The sequence below is a fragment of the Enterococcus sp. LJL98 genome (assembly GCF_054871745.1).
Genome location: NZ_JBTXLU010000004.1, coordinates 160,653 through 180,741 on the forward strand (window position 1 = coordinate 160,653; position 20,089 = coordinate 180,741).

A 20,089-nucleotide genomic window follows, 5' to 3' on the forward strand; every position below is an offset into this window, starting at 1 on the left:
GCGTTTCTCTCACTCAGCGGATTGCTGACTTTCGATCCACCTTCGAGAAACGTTTTTTATTTTTTTCGTTCGAGTTTCATTTCTGCTTTTTCAAATCGTACCAAACAAGTGTCTCCTCGCTCTTCAATCAGTGTCACACCAAGAAGTTGGTAATCTGTTGCGAGATTCGCATAAGTGACCTGGAGCATTTGTCCACTTTTTCCATAAACAATGGCTTCTTGGAGCTGGTTTTGTTGCCAAGAAAAATCAACAACCAATCCACCACGTGCACGAAAACCGGTGACCTTACCTTCTGACCATGTTTTTGGCAGTGCCGGTAAAAAGATCAGCGATTCGACGTGACTTTGGAGCAATATTTCTTGAACAAGTGCAAGGTAGCCTAAGTTCGCATCAATTTGAAAAGGCGGATGCGTCGCCAAAAGATTTTCATGTAAACATTGCTCAAAAAAACCTTGCAAAATGGCTGCAACCTGTTCACCATTTCCTATTCTAGCCCAGAGCAATCCCCGGTGGATCATGCTCCACCCCGTCGTCCCTAATCCCCGTTCCACAAGAGAAATCTTAGCAGCCGTCGCAAGTGGCGTGTCTTTTTTAATCCGATGTAAAGGATAAAGTCCTAACAAATGGGATACATGGCGATGGCTCGCTTGAAATTTGTCGACACTGCCGAAATCGGTCTCTTCAAACCACTCTTTCAACTGACCGGCTTCTCCGATTTCCTCTGTTCGAATCTGCTCAGACAAGGCCTGCCAACGAGCCACTTGCGGCTCATCTAATTCTAGTTGCCGCGCACTGGCAATCGTATTTAATAGGAGCTGTTGAATTAAGACATGCTCATAAACATTGCCTAAAGTAATTGGCCCGTGTTCAGGCGAATAGGCCGGTGCAGAATAATAACGTTCGTCTTTTGGGTTAAAAACCAAGGCTTGTTCAAAAAAACAAGTCGCTTCTTTTAAAATCGGATAAATCCGAGCAAGATAGGTTTGATCCAAGGTAAATAAATACACATCGTATAGATTTTCCAAAATCCAAGGAACGACTGCAGGTGACCATCCCCACTCAAAATCCCATCCCGGGCCGGTAAAACCAAACGGAGTTGTTTGAGTATGCGCGGTAAAACCATTCATAGGTTTTTCTTCATCACTGATAATTTGATGATAAGCTGCTGCTGTTAAACGTCCTGGTGCACGTAAATGTTCGACGTAGGCGACGAGCGGCTCGATGGTCTCAAGTAAATTCCCACCTGCTGCCCCCCAATAATTCATTTGTAAATTCACGTTCAAATGATAATCTGACCCCCAAGGTGGCGTATTCGTTTCATTCCAAACCCCTTGCAAATTACTCGGTAAGCCTCCTGGACGCGAAGAAGAAATCAACAGATACCGTCCAAAATGATATAACAATTCGACCAGTGGCAACCCACCTGCTGCCATGATTTGATTGACTGGACCTTCACTCTTTCCGCCTAAATCAAGAGTTACTCGGTTAAACAACTCCTGATAATCTTTTAGGTGGCGTTCTTTTAAATGAAGAAACCCTCGTTCTAAGCCGTTGGTGATTCGCTCTTCCAACAGTCCTTGCGGAAAGCTTTGGCGATAGGTTGGAAAAATTGGTGCGTAATCGGTCACAGCACTAATGATCATCGTTGCCTCCGAACAATTTGAAAGTCGGATTCCTCCATCTTCAAAAAGCAAGGTTCCCTCCGAATACTCGAAAGCGAGCATTAGACCAAATTGTAAGTGATTATCACTTAAATACCCTTTTACACAAAAACCATGGGGGGTTTCTTTTATCTGGTGTGGATGCTCTGTTTGAAAACAAAGAAATAAATCAAGTGCCTCTTGGCTTTGAAAATGATGCACAAATAATTGATCTGGAAAGCTCATAAAACTCGTACGTTTCACCTGGTTATTGCCAATCTGAAATTGTACTTGATGCACACCTGTTTCTAAATCTAAAGCTCGTTGATAATGACTCACATCCGTTTCACCAAATTGGTAACCGATGACTAATTCACCTAAATTTTGATAGGAGCCATACCCTTCTTTTAAACCAACCAACGCTTCTTGACAGCGCGAGGTCGCCTGTGCATTCTCACCAGCTAAAAGTAAGGCTTGAATTTCTTTCAATGCTTCATGTCCAGAGGATTGATTGCCGTGATGATAGACTTGATTGGGTAACGGACCGCCATTAATCAAACTTTCTTCGTTTAGTTGGATGACTTCTTGAAAGACTTCGCCTCCAAGCATCGCACCTAGGCTGCCATTTCCAATGGGTAACCCAAAACGCGACCAAGTACCGTCGTCTCCTTCATGTCGACGTTTCGTTAAACGACAAGGTCTGTCAAAATACAGTTTCTTACGCACCTAGCCTCAACTCTCTTTCCATTTTGACTTTTCTACCAAACTTATTATGTCAAAAAATGAATTCGTTTCCAATGTGTTAAATTATTTTCTTACCTGATTATTCTATTCTAGTAAGTCACTTCTGTACGAAAAAACAGACTCCTAATCGTTTAATAGACAAGGGTCTGTTTTGGCAAGTTGAAATAACCACCTATTCCATACATCATAAAAGCATAAAGCGTTTATTTTATTTAAATGATAGTTTAAAATTCCAATCAAAAATTTGATCACTAAAACGATATTTTTCGAGTAAATAAGGGCCGCAACTATTCGAACCAATCCCATTTTGCTTGTAATCAATTGTCAAATAATGTCCTATCACTTCCGGCAAATCATAAGAATGTCTAGCTATGCTTAATTCTTCCGATGAATAAGGAATAAAGCTAAAGTTAAACGTTTCTTGACTTGTAATTTCACATGTTTGATTCCCCTTCACTTTTACCTCGATTGTCTTCCAATGATTCCCATTTTCCTGTGGTTTTAGATAATTTTCAAATAATTCGCTGATTTCTTGATTATGCTTGCCAAAATAGCTTGCATGATGTTTATCAACGTAACTATCATACGGTCCATATCCTAGATAATCGACTTGATTAAACTGCTTATTGAGTGGAAAAACTATCCCAAAACGTGGAAAATCGGGCAAATTCATTCCTTTTATGACTTTAAATTCGTACACGATTTCTCCAGCATTATGGACTGAAACCGTCAAATCTAAAGTCAAGATGTTTTGAGTTTTGGGTTGCCCTAAATGATAATGCCCATGAAATGTAACGCCATTTTCATTTTGTTCAAAAGAAAATTCAAGCAGGTTCCAGACTGCCGATTCATATCCTGCTTCACGCCATTCATTAGCAATATTACGATCATTATCTGTTGGTGCACGCCAAATAGATAATTTACTAGGTTCAACGAGTAATACTTCACCTTCAACAATCATTTGCTCGAATGTCCCTGTTCGAGAGTCAAAAAAATAGGTGAAATGAGGATTTGATAGGACATATAGATCTTTTTTTTGTTCTAAGAGAATGGGCATTCCTATTGATGGCGAATATAGCTGACCACTCACTTTTTTTCCTTCTTGAATCATTTTTTGCTGATGTGCAATTTCGTCTCCAGATTGATTCAATAATACAAAATCAACCGTCACATAGTCCATTTCTGTCGTTTGTGGGAGTACACAAGGAACGATCATTTTTGATAACGGTCCTAGCTCGCTCAAATCTAAGAATAGCTCTTGACTTTTTTCACCATTTATTGACACACTCAAAGTTGCATTAAACTCACTTCCCGTCAAAAAGGATTGAATATTACGGAGAACTATTCGATTTTCTTCATCTATTTTTAATTGAATCGGCGAATGAATGTTTCGATACTCGATGGCACTACTCGTCAGTCGTCGATCAGGAAACAGCAAGCCATCTACACAAAAGTTTGAATCATGTAAACTTTCACCAAAGTCTCCACCATAACCCAAAACACGTTCTCCTTTATCGTTATCATAATACATAGCGTGATCTGCCCATTCCCAAACAAACCCACCAATAAAACTTGGATATTTTTCCATCAAATCAAAGTAGTCTGCTAAGTCTCCTGGTCCATTTCCCATAGCATGGGCATATTCACATTGCAAAAATGGTTTATTTATCGTATTTCCTTCACAATAACGGATAATGTCTCTTAGCGGGGAATACATTCGACTAACCACATCTAAACAAGAAAAATCATTTTTTCTAGATATATCTGGTTCAGCTGCACGTTCATTGTGAATAAGACGAGTATCATCTAGTTCTCTTACTCTCGCTTGTGCTTTTTCATAATTAATTCCGTACCCAGACTCATTTTGCATAGACCACATAAAAATTGATGGCCGATTTTGGAAAGGGATTATAGAGCGAAGCACACGATCTTCGATAATTTTTCCGAACATTTCATCTCGCGCCATTAAATTATAATCTGCACTCTCACCGAATAAATTTACCACTCCGTGTGATTCGATATCTGCTTCACTCAATACATAAAAACCCATCTCATCAGCTAGTTCGTAAAATTCCGGTGACTTCGGATAGTGAGCTGTTCGAATAGCATTCATATTTAATGCTTTCATCTTATCCATTTCCACACGATAATCTTCTTTTAACATTGATGGGCCGACATCAGGATGAGAGTCATGATGATTCACTCCATAAATTTTAATAGGTTGACCATTTAAGTACAGTACTCGATTGGCGATTGTAAACGCTCGAAAACCAACTTTCTCACGAATAAATTCACCTTTCGCTTCAATAATAAGAGAATACAACGAGGGCGTTTCTGCTGTCCAATAATGACAATTCCTTATCTCCAGTTCAAATGATCCGACAGTAGCACCTTCTTTTAACACCTCACCATTTGGAGAGAGTAAAGTATAACTCATCTCCCCTTGATAATCCGTTTTAAACTTCAACACACCACTTTTTTTAGAAATATCAATTGGAGTCTCAATTTTATAATCCCATAGCCCTTCAATTTCTCTTTGAATTATATAAACCGAACGTATAATTCCTGTTGTTCGAAACTTATCTTGATCTTCAAAATATGTTCCGACGCACCATTTCATCACGAGAACTGTGATTTGATTTTCTCCATCTCTAAGATAGGATGAAATATCAAACTCCGAATTAGAGTGAGTGACTTGATCATAACCTACGAAATGTTCATTCACCCAAACATACATATTTGAGTCTACTCCCTCAAAATTTAAATAATAAGCTTGGTCTTCGAGCAAAGAGGGTTCAAACGTTCGACGATAAATTCCACATGGATTATTAAAAGGTGTATAGGGTGGGTCATAAGGAATTGGAAAACTCACATTTACATATTGATGAGCATCATACCCTTGATTTTGAATACAGCTTGGTACAGATATTTTTTTATGCAAATCTAATAGTGGGATTTGCATAAAATCAACTGGAATCTCATGAATTGAAGAATAAAAATCAAAATCCCACTGACCGTCTAAAAGCATAAAACGATCTGATTCTTGCCGGTTTTCGGATAGAATTGCTGCTTTTTTTGTTGAAAAAGGAACATAATAATTTCTTAATGGTGCAGTATTCACTTCTATAACAGACAAATCTTGATAATATTTATTTTGGAACATTTTTTCACCTCGCTAGTATACTTAATGAGTTCTAATGATACCCGCTACTAGCTGTATCGTCATAATTGAAACCTGAAAAATCAACAGGATGGGAAACTTGACAAAACAGCTGCTTCTTTTCTTGTAATTCCTCAAGCCCTACTCCGAAGTCTAAATATCGTTGAATTTTTCTGCTTGTTGTTTTTAGACGCGAAATGCTTGCTGCATACCTTCTTTCTAGTACTTCCCAACCATTCGCTTTGTAATAGTAATCCCAAATCTCTTCATGAAGTGTTTGTAATTGCGTGTACTTTTCAATTAATTTTTCGATTCTGATTGTTTGAATTTTCTTTAGCTCGAACACATCTTTCGTTAAGTATGCTTGTTGTAAATCTACCCCTAGCGTCGCCTTTAATGCCAATACTTGTGCAAGACAAAGGTAACGTTCTTGAACCCTGTTTATAATTCCAATGTTTTCCAATGGCATCGCTTCAATTTTTTTTGCTAATTTTTCGTAATAGTTTCCGAGAGTGTGATGAAATTTTTCTTCATACAAGTAAATATGGGCATCATAAATTCCTAACAACGGATCTTGCCATAAAATAGATTTGCTAATATTTCCCATCATAGGATTATTTTTTAACATGCCAAAAACTTCATCAAAATAAGTCAATTCGTATAAAAAAGTATATGTTCCTTCTCCAATCAAGAAGTCGAGTGAACGGCGAATTTGTGAGGACGTAATTGTGGAACCATATATAGCTTCACAGTAATAATACATGCTAATTAGAGCATGTAAATGTTCCGTCTCCTGTCCATCGTCTCCCCAAGTAGTTAACATCGTGCGTCCTAGCCCCAAATCTCGACAAGCCTTAATCCCTGCAATCATCGTATTAATTGATTTTCCATGATTAGGTGCAATCTTTCCAAAAATATGCGCTCCAGTTGCTAACATATAATTCTCTTTGTTACAAAAACTTAAATGGTTACGCATCACTCTTTTGTATTGTTCAATATCTTCACAACCGTAATCCCAATGAACATAAGTTAAATGCTTTGGATACTCTTGAATATAACTCGGATCCATCTGAGCATCCGGATTATAGAGACGGCCTGTTTTCGTTTGATCTAACACTTTATAAACAAAATCACTCCAAATCATTGGTTTTAGGCCTACGTCTTCCGTTAACTGTATTACTCGTTTCAAATGTTTTAATATCAGCTCTACTCGAGGGGTGTAGCCATGGATATCAAGATATCTTACCAACCCAGCTTGATAAGCTTCATCCATTCCTAAATGAATACGATTCGACTGATACATTTCTTTACAAGAGTCAATCATTCTTTTTATTGTTTGGTAACTACGTTCTTCATCAATCAATAACGTGTGGGCATCTTCTTTCATTTCAAAAGTAGATGGCCACTTTAAAAACTGAGTTAAATGAGCCAGTGTCTGAATTGCCGGAACAACTTCAATTCCCATATGAGTCGCATACTCTACAATTTTTCTAATCTCATCTGCAGAGTAACCGCCACGTAAATAGCCAAAATAGCTTTCCTCTTTCACTTCATAAGTATCTTCTGTATAAAGATACAAAGTGTTAACCCCTACTGCTGCAAGATACATCAAAAACTCTTCTATTTTTTCTGTCTTCATCACTGCGTTACGAGAGAAATCAAGTGAGACAGCCACTTCTTGAATCGTTGTCTCTTCCTTGATTTGCTCTTGTCCACTCTCGAGTAATCTCGGATATAAAGTAAATAGTCCTCGATAGAATAAAACATCTGCTGTGTATTGAATCGTTACTGTCCCATTTTCTATTCGAACCGAAACAATTTGATTTTCTGAAGTAATCTTTTCAGAGACCAGATTGATCTTGTCGTCAAAGATACATGTACCCAGCTTTTTCTTTTTGAAAAGATTTAATACCTCTTGTTGCTCCTTACTTATTTGAAATTTCATGTGCAATCTCCTCTGATTGTAAACGTAGTAAACCCCTATTCATTAGATATAAACATCCTCTATTTATAAGAACAACGCCTCCAAATAAGATGATTGCTGGAAATAAAGGACACAGGACAATGAATAGGCTAACCAGCAACATCTGCAATAAATTTGTTGGAAAGGAATAAATTGTATATTGTAGCAAGTGTTTAAGTGAAGATGAATTTTCCCATTCTTCAATTAACAATAAATAATTGAACATTAAAGCGATACAAAATAGAAAGGACAAAAAGGAAAATATGCCAAATACTGTAAAAATTAATGGTGTTAGTTGAAAACATATCTTTGTATTTAATAATAAGTAAAAACCGACTCCACTCAACAATCCACCTTTAGCATTCGCTTTCAAGAAATATTTTTTATATGTTTTCCAAAATAAAACCATCAATTCTTTCCAATGACTTTCCTTACTTTTTTTTAGAGTGACTGACAAGGCTGCTATGGATGGGAAAAAACCGAACACAAGCACACCCAACAAGCTACATAGAAACGTTAAAAAATTTAAAATTAATATTTTAAATACCGTATCAAAGAACCGACTCCACTTGTTATCTTTCATTTACATTCCCCTTTCGATTCATGACAAAAAACAATCGCTAAGTAGCTCCCCCAGATTACAAGTCGAAAGAATCAATCCTTCTATACTTCTCTAGGAAAATCATACACTTAGCGACTGCAATATTTTTTCTTATTTATTTTTTAGCCACTCTTCATATTGGCGTTGTGCTTCTTCTTGCATACGAGGATTTCCTGCTTTGTCAATTTTATCTAACATTTCAGGTAAAACTTTTTCCGGATCCATCGTTCCTGTTTTAAGTGATGGCAAATATTGATCTAAAATACTACTAATACTCGCCATCTCTGTCCGGAAATTGGAAGAGTCAAAAGAAAAACCTAAGATTGGAGATTCTGGAGCATCTGATTGGAAATCTTGCGCAATTTTTGCATTTTTCTCACTTTCATCCGTCACCGGTGTCGTACTTGAGATTAAGTAACAATCTAATAACGCCCAAGCACCTTGATAATAATCTTTTGTGTTTGTCATTGTAATCGAACCATCTTCATTTCGATCATAATGTTGCCCTTCAATTCCATAAACAAGTAAATCAGCAACTTCTTTATCCGTATTAACATAATTCATTAATTTCATTGCCTCTTCTTGCTTCTTGCTCGATGCAGAAATCGCATGCATCCCAACACGAGCAAAGCCTGTTGTTTTATATGCATTATTAAGTGGCTTCAAAATTAAATCTTGTTTAGCTAAATTTACAAGCGCATTCTTAATTGACGTCTCATCACCACCAGATTCACGTTTGACTAACCAATTCCCACCATCAAGTGGAAAAGGATTCGAAGTAATAGTTGCTGCATCTTTCAAAATGTAGCCTTTTTGGTAGTATTCATGCATCGTTTTCATATTATTTTTCATCTCTTCAGATTCATAGACATTCATAATTTCATTTGAATTTCCTTCAAAAGGAACGCCTAATGTTTGACCATTAATAAAATCATATGGTGCATAAATACTTGTTTGAGTCATTCCGATTGGCGTAATCGACGGATCATCATTTTTTTCAGCAAATTTTTCTAAAACTGGTGCAAGATCTTGCAAGGTTTGAACGTTCTCAACATCTAAGTCATATTTATCAACTAATTCTTTATTAAAAACCCAGTATTCTGTTGTTGCAAGAGCATTGTTCACTGGAAAGGCATATAACTTATCTCCCATGGAAGCACCTTTAATAAATCCATCATTCAAGCGGTCCGTTGCTTCTTTTAACTCCTTATCTAAGTATGGCATCAAATCTAAGAAAGCTTCCTTATTTCCGTAATTTACATAGTCACTTCCGTTAATAAAAGCAATATCATATTCCTCACCTGAATTAATCATAACCCCAATTTTTTGTTGATAATCACCATCAGGGATTAATCGCATATCAAGTTCTAATCCAATGTCTTCTTTCATCTTCTCATTAACTTTTTCCATCACTTGATCAAAATCTTTTGGCTCTTCTCCTACCTGATACCAAATAACTTTTTCAACAGCTTCTTCTCCTATTACTTTCCCCTCATTTTTCTGACTTGATCCACATGCTGCCAATAACGTTGTTGATAATAAAACCATTCCTGCTAAAATTGTTTTCTTCCATTTATTCATTAATAATTCCTCCTATTCTTTTACGCCACCTATGGTCAAACCTTGAACAAAATATTTTTGGAAAAATGGATAAACAATAGCAATTGGTACTGTTGCAACAACAACCATTGCCATCCGAATTGATTCTTGAGGCAAACTATTTTGAATCGATTGTTGTTGTGCTAATGTCATGTCCGTATTTCTCGCCATGAAATCGATTGTATTTTGAATTTTCATCAATAAATACTGCAGGGGTAATAATTTATTGTTATCAATGTAAAGTAACGCATTAAACCAGTCATTCCAATACCCCAAAGATGCAAACAAACCGATTGTCGCTACACCAGGTAATGCTAGTGGTAAAACGATTTGAAAAAACACCCTCATTTCACTTGCACCATCCATTTTTGCAGATTCAATAATTGATTCGGGAATCGATTTTTTAAAGAACGTCCGTAAGACAATAACGTTGTACGGGCTAAAGGCTAACGGTAAAATTAATGCCCAGATTGTATTTTTTAACCCTAGCATTTTTGTCATAACTAAGTATGAAGGGACCATTCCTCCTGCAAAAAGCATAGTAAAAAACAAATAAAAAGTGAAAAACTTTCTGAATGGAAAGCTATTTCTCGACAAAACATAAGAATAAGTACCTGTCATCAATACTGCGATTACTGTACCGATAACGGTAATCATTAATGTGACACCTAAAGAAGTCACTAACTGACTCCCTTCACTAAAAATAAATCGATAGGCTTCGGTGCTCCACTCTTTAGGCAATAGCTGATAGCCATTTAAGGCGAGCGATTTTTCATCTGTTAAAGAGATAATAACTACAAAGACGAAAGGGAAAATACAACTAATAGCAAATACAATAAGCAAAATCTTAAATAGCCACTCAATTTTTTTTGGAAAATACATTTGTTGTTTTAAATCTGAAATCATTGATGAACCTCCCTTCTTTAAAATAATGCTGAACTAGGATCAATTTTATCTACTACTTTGTTTGTTACTAGGATTAAAATAAAACCTACAAACGACTGATAGAGTCCTGCCGCTGTCGACATGCCAATATCTCCATTGTTCATCATGCTACGATATACATAAGTATCTAAGACATTTGTTACGTTGGTCAGTGCACCAGAATTTCTCGGTAATTGATAAAATAAACCGAAGTCTGCCCGAAAAATACTACCAACTGATAGAATTAACATAATCACAATAATTGACCGTAAATGGGGCAAGGTCACGTGGCGGATTTGTTGCCATTTCGTTGCCCCATCAACCAAAGCAGCTTCATAATAGGTCGTATCTATCCCCATAATGGATGCGTAATAAATAATTGAACCATAGCCTACACCTTTCCAAAGGCTAGTAAAAACAAGAATAAAAGGCCAGTACTTTGGTTCGCTATACCAATTAATGGCTTCTAAATTAAAGAATTGCAAAATACTATTGAAAACACCTTTATCTGTACTTAAAAAAGCATACGCAAAATAACTAATAACGACCCATGATAAAAAATTAGGAAAAATAACAACTGTTTGCAGACGCTTAATAAATTTTTTACTTGAAATCTGGCTTAAGATAATAGCAAAAGTTACCGTAAGTAATGTACTGAGTATAATACCTGCTACATTATACAAAACAGTATTTCTAGTAATAACCCATGCATCTTGTGAAGCAAATAAAAACTTAAAATTCTCAAACCCCACCCAGGGACTATTGATTAGACTACTAAAGAAACCATCTGGTGAAATTCGATAATCTTTAAAGGCAATCACAATCCCAAACATTGGGACATAACAAAAAATCAGTAGCCATAGCGCCCCCGGCAACAACATCAATAATAGCGCACGATTTTCCTTCACTTTCTTAAAAAAACTTTTCTTTTTGCTCGATAGTGCTTTTTTATCTTTTGTAGCAACGTTTATTGTACTTTCCATTAAAACAACTCCTCTCTTTATTGTTCGCGCTTACAATAATTACTATACAAGGAACTCTCTCAAAAAAAAACTTACATAATATAGAAGAAATAAAACAAATTATAGTTGTCTGTCAAAAATAAAAAAGCTATCAAAAATAGCTTTTCATTTTAACCATAATTTTCGATATTGTAAGGGAGTTGTTCCAAAATTTCTCTTGAACATTTGGATAAAGTAAGCTGGATTTTTGAATCCTACCTCATTACTAATTTCATCAATACTCAGTGACGTACGAGTCAACAGTAACTTTGATTCTTTCAACCTTCGTTGAATAACATATGTATTAAAATTTTTTTTCACTTCTTTATGAAACAATTGACCTAAATATGCTGGATTGTAATGTAGTTCCTCTGCGAGTGTGCTTAATTGTAAATCTTGATGGTAATTTTCTTTTATTCTCTGTAACAGCTGATTAATAACCGGAGAATAAGTTTCATTTAGGTGTTCTGGTAAGTTATTTTTCTTTTTCTCCAGTAGAATTTTAGAGAGGACCTCAGACAATTTTTCAAAATCAATTGGTTTAGTTAAATAAGTTCGAACACCAAGATCAATACTTTTTTGAGCATAATCAAAATTATGATAGGCACTGATGATAATCGACTCAAAATCCTTGTTTTGTTTCAAAGATTTAATCAATTCCAATCCTGTCATATCTAACATACAAATATCCGTAATCAAAACATCAAATGTTAGATTTTCCAAATCAACAATAGCTTCTTCCGCGTGTTGGTAGGTTCGAACAATTGTTAACTCCCGAGAAAATCGTTGTTCTAAAAAGTAACTTAACCCATCCACAATTATTTTTTCATCATCTAGAATTACTACTTTTTTCATTGATTGCCAACCTTTCTTTTTTATACCGAATTTTTATAAACAACAATTCGAATTAAGAAACCCCTTTGAGGGATATTTTTCACCTCATAATCCACTCTTGTTTTATAAAAAAGCTTCAACCGTTTAATCGAATTCGCAATACCAATGCTCTTTTCCAAATGATTCTTCTCTTCAATTTTCTGATAAATTTCCATAATCGTCTTCTCTGTCGTTCCGAGTCCGTTATCAATAAAACTAAAAATATATGACGTTGATGTTTCTACACAACGAATAAAGAGATAATTTTTTTGATTCGCTTGTAAACCATATTTGATATAATTTTCTGCAAATGGTTGTAAAGCAAACTTGGGTATTTCCAATGATTGAATTTCATTTTTAATGAGAAATTTAAAATTACCGTCACCTCTTGTCTTATAAATATTTAAATAACTTTGAATCATTATTATTTCTTCATCTAAAGTAATAACTCCAGATTTACTTAAACTCGATCGATAAAGCTGACTCACCTCAAAAATAAATTGGCTAATCTCATATTCATTCTTTAAGAAAGCTTTCATTCGTACAAATTCTAAATTGTTAAATAGAAAATGGGGATCAATTTGATGCTGTAAATTTGATAACTCAACTCGTTCTTTTAATAATAAATTTTGATACTCTGACTTTATCAATTCCTCTCTTTCAATAATAGATTCATTGATTTCCTGAGCAATTCGTTGCAAATCACCTTTTTTTCCTGTAATTTCTATGATTTCAAAATCCGTCGTTTTCGATGAATTGTTTCTTAGTTTTTCCATAATTGCATGATACTGTTGCAGATAACTTTTAAAAACAACTTGTAATGACACCCAGATTGCAATTAGAAATAAAAAAATCAGTCCTAAAGCAGTAATAAGAATTTTGCTAATAATCGTGAAATTATTTGCTTTATTCTCATAGACCATAATTCGAATATTGTTATATTCAATGGTCTCAACGTAACGATACGCTTCTTTATCAAAGAATCCTAAACTCACATCATTATCCATATTACGGAGCACATAATGATAGGAATCGTTTGTTACTTTTAAAAACAAACTACTTAAGTCAAAATATAAATAGGCTGTCACATTTTTATCTTCTTGTTGTTTTAATAAAAAACTAATATTTTTTGTAAGCAGCCAAGTTCTATTTTTCGGTTTTTTTTGTAATTGAAAAAGTCGTTCGCTATCCACGTATGTCGTCACTGCAATTAACATATTCGAATTGTTCAACATTCCTTGAAAAGTTTCTTCAATATAACTAGAAGAAACTCCCTGATTCAAATTTTGTTTGACATATTCATGAGGTGGTAAAGTGAGGTAAGCTGAGAAATTTTCACGAAAGAAAAAATCATCATACAAGTAATCCATTTGCATTTTTGCTTGCTCCTCAGCAGAATCTAAAAAGTTCATTATGTTTTCAATATTCTCTGTTTTCTTCGAAAGTTTATTGGTTTGATTTAAATAATAAAAGAAAAAAGAAAACAAAAGAATAATTACTGCAAAAAATAACGCCATCAAAGTAAAATACCGCATCAATATCTGCTTAATATCATTCCCCATTTTCTCTTTCCTCCCAAATGATTTTAAGAAAGAAATGCTTTCTTAAAATCTTTAAATGACTGTATATAATTTGACTCTCCATTCCATGTTTTTGTAGCAAAAGAAACTAATTCGTTAGAGATATCTAAGGCGATTCTTTCTTCCGAAGCAATTTCTGGCTGATCACACCAAATCGCTAAACTCGCACCACCAATTCTTGAATCTCGATTGGGTATCTCATTACTTTCAAACAGACCGGCATGCCAATCTTCATAGATTCGGCGATCTTGTTCTAAAAAATCAAAAGAATGACTAAGACGACCGTCTGTTGGTTTATCTGGTCTTAAAACATAATAAAAGAAACTAGCATTTACATTATACACTTCTTTAATCCCTCTTTGGAAAAAAGTATCAAGTTCTGCTACGCTAGGATTCCACCCCATCTGAGACCAAAAATCAACTGTAATATATGGTTCTAATTCAATTTTTTGTCTAGGTTCATAAATCTCTTTTTCATCATAGTAAACACCATCATTCCAAACTCGAGGGATAAAACCATTTTTATAGACGTGCTCGGCCACTTGATTTACATAGTTAGCAACTACATCTTTCCAACCATAAGAAGTTCCCCATTTTTCTTTCGCAAAATTATTTAAAACAGGTTGGTAAACAGTCGTAAATGGTGCTCGGTCAAATTCCATATATTCATCTGCTCCAATATGAAAGAACTGACACTCTGAGAATAGCTCCATATATTCACTATATAATTTTTTTATAAAAGCCAATGATTTCTCACTTGTGATATCTAAAGCGACTTTACTCAATTCCCCATTTATTCCTTCTTGTCCTAAATTTGGATAAGTCTTCAATATATGTTCTACATGACCGGGTGTATCTAATGAAGGAATAATTTGAACACCATATTTTTTAGCGGATAATAAAATTTCTTTTACTTCTTTTTTTGTTAAAAAGCCATCTCGAGAAACAATTCCCGGGGCAATGGTACTCTCTATTCGGAATCCTTTATTTTCAGAAAAATGAAGTTGTAAGGTGTTCATTTTTAATTCTGAAAGGTGCTGAATTTGTTTTATAATCCAATCCTTAGAAAAATACTTCCTTCCAATATCGATGTGGAGTCGGCGTTCCTTTAAATCAGGATAGTCAATAATTTCACCTACAAGCAGACGATTTCCCAACTTGACCCAAAGTTGTTTTAAAGTATAAAAAACAGGAAGAAGCGTTTCAATTGTTGATAGGTAAATACAGACTCCCGTTTTTCCAATCGTTATTCGATAACTTTCGGCACTCGAACTTAAAGTGGTAACACCGTTTGATTCAACTAAAAAAATCGTAATATCCTTATCTGAAACGATTGAATCTTTCATGGTTGCTACTTCTAAAGACGTATCAATTGCTGAATCGATCCCAGAAATCATTAATATTTCTTCTATCCGTTCTATAAATTTCATGCTTTTTTCATCACAAATTATTCTCGTATCTAAGGAGAGCTCCCAAAAATTCGCATCTTCCTCAACTGTATATCTTTGTAAAAATGGAACAACCAAACTTCTATATTCTTCTTTCACTTAGTATTTCCCTCCAATAAGTACGCTTTTACCTTTAGAATAGCATAGTCTTTTAAAAATAAATGTTGAATTTTCTATCGGAAATAGCATTTATTATAGATTCAAAAGTAATTTTCTTCCTTTTAACCTTCTGATTATAAAGCGTTTTCCATGTTATAATAAGAACAGAAAAATCAATACTATAGGAGGTCTTCACGTGACGAAAATTTTAATTGTCGATGACAACCAACTCGAACGACAAGGTATCCGCTTCTTATTGGAAAAGCAGTCCTATGATTTACAAATCGAGGAATGCAGCAATGGGCTGGAAGCATTACAAGCCATTAAAACCCACCCTTTTTCTTTACTCATTACAGATATTAAAATGCCACTCATGAATGGGGTCGATTTAATTACACAAGTGCGCGAATTTAATCAAGACATTCGTATTCTTGTCTTAAGCGGTTACGATGACTTTACCTATGCGCGAGAATTATTAAAGTCAAATGTCCTTGATTATTTACTAAAACCCATCGATCCGATTGAATTTATGGCTTGTGTCAATCAAATATTCGAAACAATGATTGGTACCCATCCTTTATGCGAAGAACCTACGATTGATAAAGTACTTGAGATTATACACCAAGAATTTCATAAAGAACTCACTTTAGAGGAGTTGGCTGACCGCGTGTTCTTATCTTCAAACTACCTAAGTATTTTATTTAAAAAAGAAATGGGTATTGGGTTAAATAAATATCTGAATCATTTTCGACTTGAAAGAGCTTGTGCTTTATTGAAAAACTCCAATATGAAAGTCATCGATATTGCAAAGTATATTGGATTTGATAACCCTTCCTATTTTAACCGACTCTTTAAAAATACATTTGAGATGACGCCTTCAGCTTATCGGGAAGGAATCGTTAACCATGCGACCAAAGAAGTTACTCCGTCCTAAATCATTTAAAGACAAACTCTTTCAAGCCTTTATCTTAACGAGCCTTGGTCCACTACTCTTATTGGCCATGATTATTTCTTTTCAGACCCAAACGCTTATGAATGTCGTTCAAAAGGAAGCTCGAAAAGATTTACTGTTACAAACGGAACGCAATATTACGAGTCATGTCGATGCCTTTCGCCACTCGCTGGGCCTTTTTACAGAAAACAATGCCTTTCAAAGTGCTTGGTATGCCAATAATGTCTCGATGTTTGATCGTTACCTTTTCTTTCGTGATACCTTCGATCCCACGGTGAACTACATCCGAGCGACCAATCCAGCGATTGATGACATCCTCTTTTTCACAAATTCGACCTATAGTGAACAACGAATGAACATTTTTACTTTAAGCGACATGGAAAAATATCAGGTGAATTTGAAAGAACTCGCTCCAAACAATAATCTATGGTTGGAATTAGATGAGGATACCCTGGGTATTTTTGGTGGCTTTCCAAGTGCAAGTGGTTTTGAAACCTTTGTCTTACTGACCGTGAATAAAAAGAACTTTTTTCCTATTTTTTATGCAGAGGATGGTCGGACGCTAGGTGCTGTATTTGATGGCAAACAACAACTTTTTCCAGGAGAATCGGTTCAAGTGCTACAAAAAGATCAAGCGACCATCCCAAATACAAATTGGACGCTTTTTTTAAGTATGGCGCCATTACCTGCTACCCAGACAGGGATTCTTTTACTCACCATTAGTGCTATCTTACTCGCCTTGGTGATTGCCTATTACTTTACACAGTTCTTCGCAAGAAATATTGGACAGGAGATTACTTATCTGAAGCAACGTGTCTCACTTGCTCTCCAAAAAACGGCTGAACAAGAACCCTCTTTTGATCAACAAGATGAATTTTTTGAAGTCAGTAATGAAATCGGTGAAATGCTTGAAATGGTCTTACGACTACAAACCGAAAACTACCAACAGCAATTAGAGACTAAGGACCGTGAGTACCATGCGATGATCAATCAAATCAATGCTCATTTTCTCTATAACACGCTTTCTGCCATCAATTGGCGAGCAGTCATGTCCGATCAAGTCGAAATTAGCTATGCGATTCAGTTGCTTTCAAAATATTATCGTACCACTCTCAATCGCGGAAAGAATGAAATTTCTTTACGAGATGAGCTGGATAATGTCAAAACTTATATCGATTTACAACTTTTTTTACAACCGAATCGATTTGGTGTGTTTTATGATGTCGATGAATCGCTCCTATCTGCACCAATTATCCACCTTCTCTTACAACCAATTGTAGAAAATGCAATTGAGCATGGTTTTGATCAAGATAAGGCCGACCATAAATTAATTTTGACCATTCAACGTGAGGATCATCAACATTTCTCAATCAAAGTAGCCGACAATGGTATCGGGTTTGATCTAGCCAAACTTTCAGAAATCTTTATCCATAAAACCACGGGGTATGGTTTGCGAAATGTCGACCAACGAATCAAATTTTATTTTGGACCAGCATATGGACTTGTTTTTGATAGTGAAGAAGGGTTTGGAACCATCGTAACCATCACCCTCCCCCTGATAGCCTAAAAAAAGAAGGGCCGTGACTTTTAGTCACTGCTCCTTCTTTTTGATTGACCTTAAATTATTCTGCACTTGCCCAACGATCGTATGCTTGTTGGTAAGTTGCTACGTAATCTTCCACGCCCATACCTTCAATTGTTTTCACGTATTTATCCCAGTTTTCAAGTGGCTCAACCCCGGTAATAAATTTCGCTTCCATTTGTTCCACATAAGTACTTAAGTCAGTCGCTGTGTCACGAACTTTTTCAGACTCTTCTGTCGTTAAGTATAAGAGTGGGAAAGTTACTTTGGCAAATGGTTCGATTTTTTCTTGCGTTTCTCTTGCTAAGAAATCAGGGAAAGTTGTATCAACTTCATCATTTGGATTTGCAATAATTGATGGATATTGATCTTTTGAATCTGGGAATGACATCGTTGGTACAGTAATTCCGTAGTTTGGTGTAATCTTCGCACGTGATTCTTCGGTATTTTCTTTATCGACACCTTCTGTAAAGATACGTACCGTTTCACCCTTGTCATTTTCTGCATACTCCCAGAATGCACCTTCAGGACCAACACTTAAGAAGTCACTTCCTTCTGGAGAGTAGAAGTAGTCAACCCAACGTAATGCCGCTGCAGGTGATGGGTTCTTGCTTGTAATCGCAAAAGTTGCACGACCCATACGTGTACTTGCTGGCGCTACACGATCAGGATTAATATCTGATGTTAATGGGTAGAACATTAATTCACCGGTTGATTCTTTTTCATTTTTACCAGTTGTAAAGAATGAGAACCAATCTGGGAATAACCCAAGCTGATTGTTTTGACCTTTGGCTTTCTTTTGCTCATCGGCTTGTGAATAAACCTCTTGGTCTAATAATTTTTCAGAATATAATTTATTCATGTAAGTCACGAATTCTTTATAGTTTTCAGTAATTGGTGTATACACAACTTTTCCATCAATTTCTTCAATGGTACGGTCTGTAATTCCAAATGCAGACATCAACCATGGACGTGTAGAATCCATCTTAACATCAGTCAATGGGATTTCATCTTTCTTGCCGTTCCCATTTGGATCTTCATCACGGAAACGAACGAGTAAGTCATAAAATTCATCGGTTGTTTTTGGTAATTCCGTTACATTTAATGCTTTTAACCAGTCGCCGTTATACCATAGTGGTCCACGCGGCCAAATTGCTGTTTCTCCACGGTGAATCATCGGTAAGGAGTAAATGTGACCATCTGGTGTAGTAATCGATTTTGCAATATCAGGATTTTCTTCCAAGATTTTGCTAAAGTTTGGCATGTTTTCTTGAATTAAGTCTTCTAACGGTACTAAGATTCCTTGACTACCGTAATCCATTTCCATGGCAGGTGTTAAGGAGTTTGTATCGGTTCCAAATAAAATATCTGGTAAATCACCTGAAGCAAAAGCTAAGTTTAATTTTGTTGCAAAGTCAGCTGTTGGTGGTGTCGTAAAGCTTAAATCAATGTTTGTTTTTTCTGCCATCGTTTGGAAGACAGGCATATCTTTCCATTCTGCCATCCCTGTACCAGGACCCATCATGGTCATTTTTAATTTTTCTTTGACAACTGGGAATTCCCCAACGGTCCCTAATTCTACACCACTTGCATCGGAACCTTTATCGGCGCTACCGCTACCATCTGTTTTTCCGTTGCTACCACAAGCTGCTAATAATACACCACATGCGAGTAGTCCGACTAATACTTTTGTTTTCTTCATCTCTTTCTCCCCTTCGAAACAAATTTTATCATTAAATCGGCAAATGCCGTTTTAAACCAATAGAAAATAAATATAGATTGACTAACCTTTTACGGAACCAACCATCATTCCTTTTACAAAGTATTTTTGTAGGAATGGATAAACCACAATGACTGGTAAAGTAGATACAATCATGACACCGTATTTAATAACGGCTGCCAATTGTTGTTTGGAATACATTA

13 protein-coding genes and 1 pseudogene are annotated in these 20,089 nt (G+C 35.7%); 2 read left to right on the forward strand and 12 right to left on the reverse strand.

Features of this window, described 5'->3' with window-relative positions:
* Positions 1 to 56: 56 nt before the first annotated feature.
* The 10 genes from ACYSNO_RS05265 to ACYSNO_RS05310 form a co-directional block, all read right to left on the reverse strand.
* Positions 57 to 2,366 carry a glycoside hydrolase family 95 protein gene (locus tag ACYSNO_RS05265; RefSeq protein WP_461730031.1) on the reverse strand — a complete coding sequence of 770 codons (2,310 nt, stop codon included), beginning with the start codon at positions 2,364 to 2,366 and terminating at the stop codon, positions 57 to 59.
* Between the two features lie 226 nt (positions 2,367 to 2,592).
* Positions 2,593 to 5,547 carry a glycoside hydrolase family 2 TIM barrel-domain containing protein gene (locus ACYSNO_RS05270; RefSeq protein ID WP_461730032.1) on the reverse strand — a complete coding sequence of 985 codons (2,955 nt, stop codon included), beginning with the start codon at positions 5,545 to 5,547 and terminating at the stop codon, positions 2,593 to 2,595.
* Between the two features lie 31 nt (positions 5,548 to 5,578).
* Entirely contained in the window at positions 5,579 to 7,489 is a 1,911-nt protein-coding gene (locus tag ACYSNO_RS05275; RefSeq protein ID WP_461730033.1) for a family 20 glycosylhydrolase, read from the reverse strand.
* The gene (locus ACYSNO_RS05280; protein ID WP_461730034.1) at positions 7,470 to 8,090 is read right to left on the reverse strand and encodes a DUF624 domain-containing protein; all 621 of its coding nucleotides are present in this window, start codon (positions 8,088 to 8,090) and stop codon (positions 7,470 to 7,472) included. Before ACYSNO_RS05280 ends, ACYSNO_RS05275 begins: the two co-directional genes overlap by 20 nt.
* Positions 8,091 to 8,219: 129 nt before the next feature.
* On the reverse strand, positions 8,220 to 9,689 hold the full coding sequence (locus ACYSNO_RS05285; protein ID WP_461730035.1) for an ABC transporter substrate-binding protein: 1,470 nt from the start codon (positions 9,687 to 9,689) through the stop codon (positions 8,220 to 8,222).
* Positions 9,690 to 9,701: 12 nt separating this feature from the next.
* Positions 9,702 to 10,613 (reverse strand): carbohydrate ABC transporter permease, encoded by a 912-nt coding sequence (locus ACYSNO_RS05290; protein WP_461730036.1) that lies wholly within the window; start codon positions 10,611 to 10,613, stop codon positions 9,702 to 9,704.
* A 17-nt stretch (positions 10,614 to 10,630) separates the two neighbouring features.
* Positions 10,631 to 11,512, reverse strand: a complete 882-nt coding sequence (locus ACYSNO_RS05295; protein ID WP_461730048.1) for an ABC transporter permease — start codon at positions 11,510 to 11,512, stop codon at positions 10,631 to 10,633.
* A gap of 246 nt (positions 11,513 to 11,758) precedes the next feature.
* Positions 11,759 to 12,487 carry a response regulator transcription factor gene (locus tag ACYSNO_RS05300; protein ID WP_461730037.1) on the reverse strand — a complete coding sequence of 243 codons (729 nt, stop codon included), beginning with the start codon at positions 12,485 to 12,487 and terminating at the stop codon, positions 11,759 to 11,761.
* A gap of 20 nt (positions 12,488 to 12,507) precedes the next feature.
* Positions 12,508 to 14,067, reverse strand: coding sequence for a sensor histidine kinase (locus tag ACYSNO_RS05305; RefSeq protein ID WP_461730038.1), 1,560 nt, complete (start codon positions 14,065 to 14,067; stop codon positions 12,508 to 12,510).
* Positions 14,068 to 14,090: 23 nt separating this feature from the next.
* On the reverse strand, positions 14,091 to 15,632 hold the full coding sequence (locus ACYSNO_RS05310; protein ID WP_461730039.1) for a family 20 glycosylhydrolase: 1,542 nt from the start codon (positions 15,630 to 15,632) through the stop codon (positions 14,091 to 14,093).
* A gap of 196 nt (positions 15,633 to 15,828) precedes the next feature.
* Here ACYSNO_RS05310 and ACYSNO_RS05315 point away from each other — a divergent pair, with 196 nt between their 5' ends.
* Both ACYSNO_RS05315 and ACYSNO_RS05320 read left to right on the forward strand, forming a co-directional pair.
* Positions 15,829 to 16,566 carry a response regulator transcription factor gene (locus tag ACYSNO_RS05315; protein WP_461730040.1) on the forward strand — a complete coding sequence of 246 codons (738 nt, stop codon included), beginning with the start codon at positions 15,829 to 15,831 and terminating at the stop codon, positions 16,564 to 16,566.
* On the forward strand, positions 16,538 to 18,151 hold the full coding sequence (locus ACYSNO_RS05320) for a sensor histidine kinase (RefSeq protein WP_461730041.1): 1,614 nt from the start codon (positions 16,538 to 16,540) through the stop codon (positions 18,149 to 18,151). The genes ACYSNO_RS05315 and ACYSNO_RS05320 overlap by 29 nt, the downstream gene beginning before the upstream one ends.
* A 55-nt stretch (positions 18,152 to 18,206) precedes the next feature.
* On the opposite strand, the gene ACYSNO_RS05325 is transcribed toward ACYSNO_RS05320, so the two are convergent.
* On the reverse strand, positions 18,207 to 19,868 hold the full coding sequence (locus tag ACYSNO_RS05325; RefSeq protein WP_461730042.1) for an extracellular solute-binding protein: 1,662 nt from the start codon (positions 19,866 to 19,868) through the stop codon (positions 18,207 to 18,209).
* Between the two features lie 81 nt (positions 19,869 to 19,949).
* Positions 19,950 to 20,089: pseudogene (locus ACYSNO_RS05330) on the reverse strand (carbohydrate ABC transporter permease); the annotation flags it as partial.

What these genes read in the sequence shown, in the direction of transcription:
- ACYSNO_RS05270 (WP_461730032.1), bottom strand. Translation starts at nt 5,547, where the DNA reads ATGTTCCAAAATAAATATTATCAAGATTTGTCTGTTATAGAAGTGAAT.
- ACYSNO_RS05275 (WP_461730033.1), bottom strand. Translation starts at nt 7,489, where the DNA reads ATGAAATTTCAAATAAGTAAGGAGCAACAAGAGGTATTAAATCTTTTC.
- ACYSNO_RS05280 (WP_461730034.1), bottom strand. Translation starts at nt 8,090, where the DNA reads ATGAAAGATAACAAGTGGAGTCGGTTCTTTGATACGGTATTTAAAATA.
- ACYSNO_RS05285 (WP_461730035.1), bottom strand. Translation starts at nt 9,689, where the DNA reads ATGAATAAATGGAAGAAAACAATTTTAGCAGGAATGGTTTTATTATCA.
- ACYSNO_RS05290 (WP_461730036.1), bottom strand. Translation starts at nt 10,613, where the DNA reads ATGATTTCAGATTTAAAACAACAAATGTATTTTCCAAAAAAAATTGAG.
- ACYSNO_RS05295 (WP_461730048.1), bottom strand. Translation starts at nt 11,512, where the DNA reads ATGTTGTTGCCGGGGGCGCTATGGCTACTGATTTTTTGTTATGTCCCA.
- ACYSNO_RS05300 (WP_461730037.1), bottom strand. Translation starts at nt 12,487, where the DNA reads ATGAAAAAAGTAGTAATTCTAGATGATGAAAAAATAATTGTGGATGGG.
- ACYSNO_RS05305 (WP_461730038.1), bottom strand. Translation starts at nt 14,067, where the DNA reads ATGGGGAATGATATTAAGCAGATATTGATGCGGTATTTTACTTTGATG.
- ACYSNO_RS05320 (WP_461730041.1), top strand. Translation starts at nt 16,538, where the DNA reads ATGCGACCAAAGAAGTTACTCCGTCCTAAATCATTTAAAGACAAACTC.
- ACYSNO_RS05325 (WP_461730042.1), bottom strand. Translation starts at nt 19,868, where the DNA reads ATGAAGAAAACAAAAGTATTAGTCGGACTACTCGCATGTGGTGTATTA.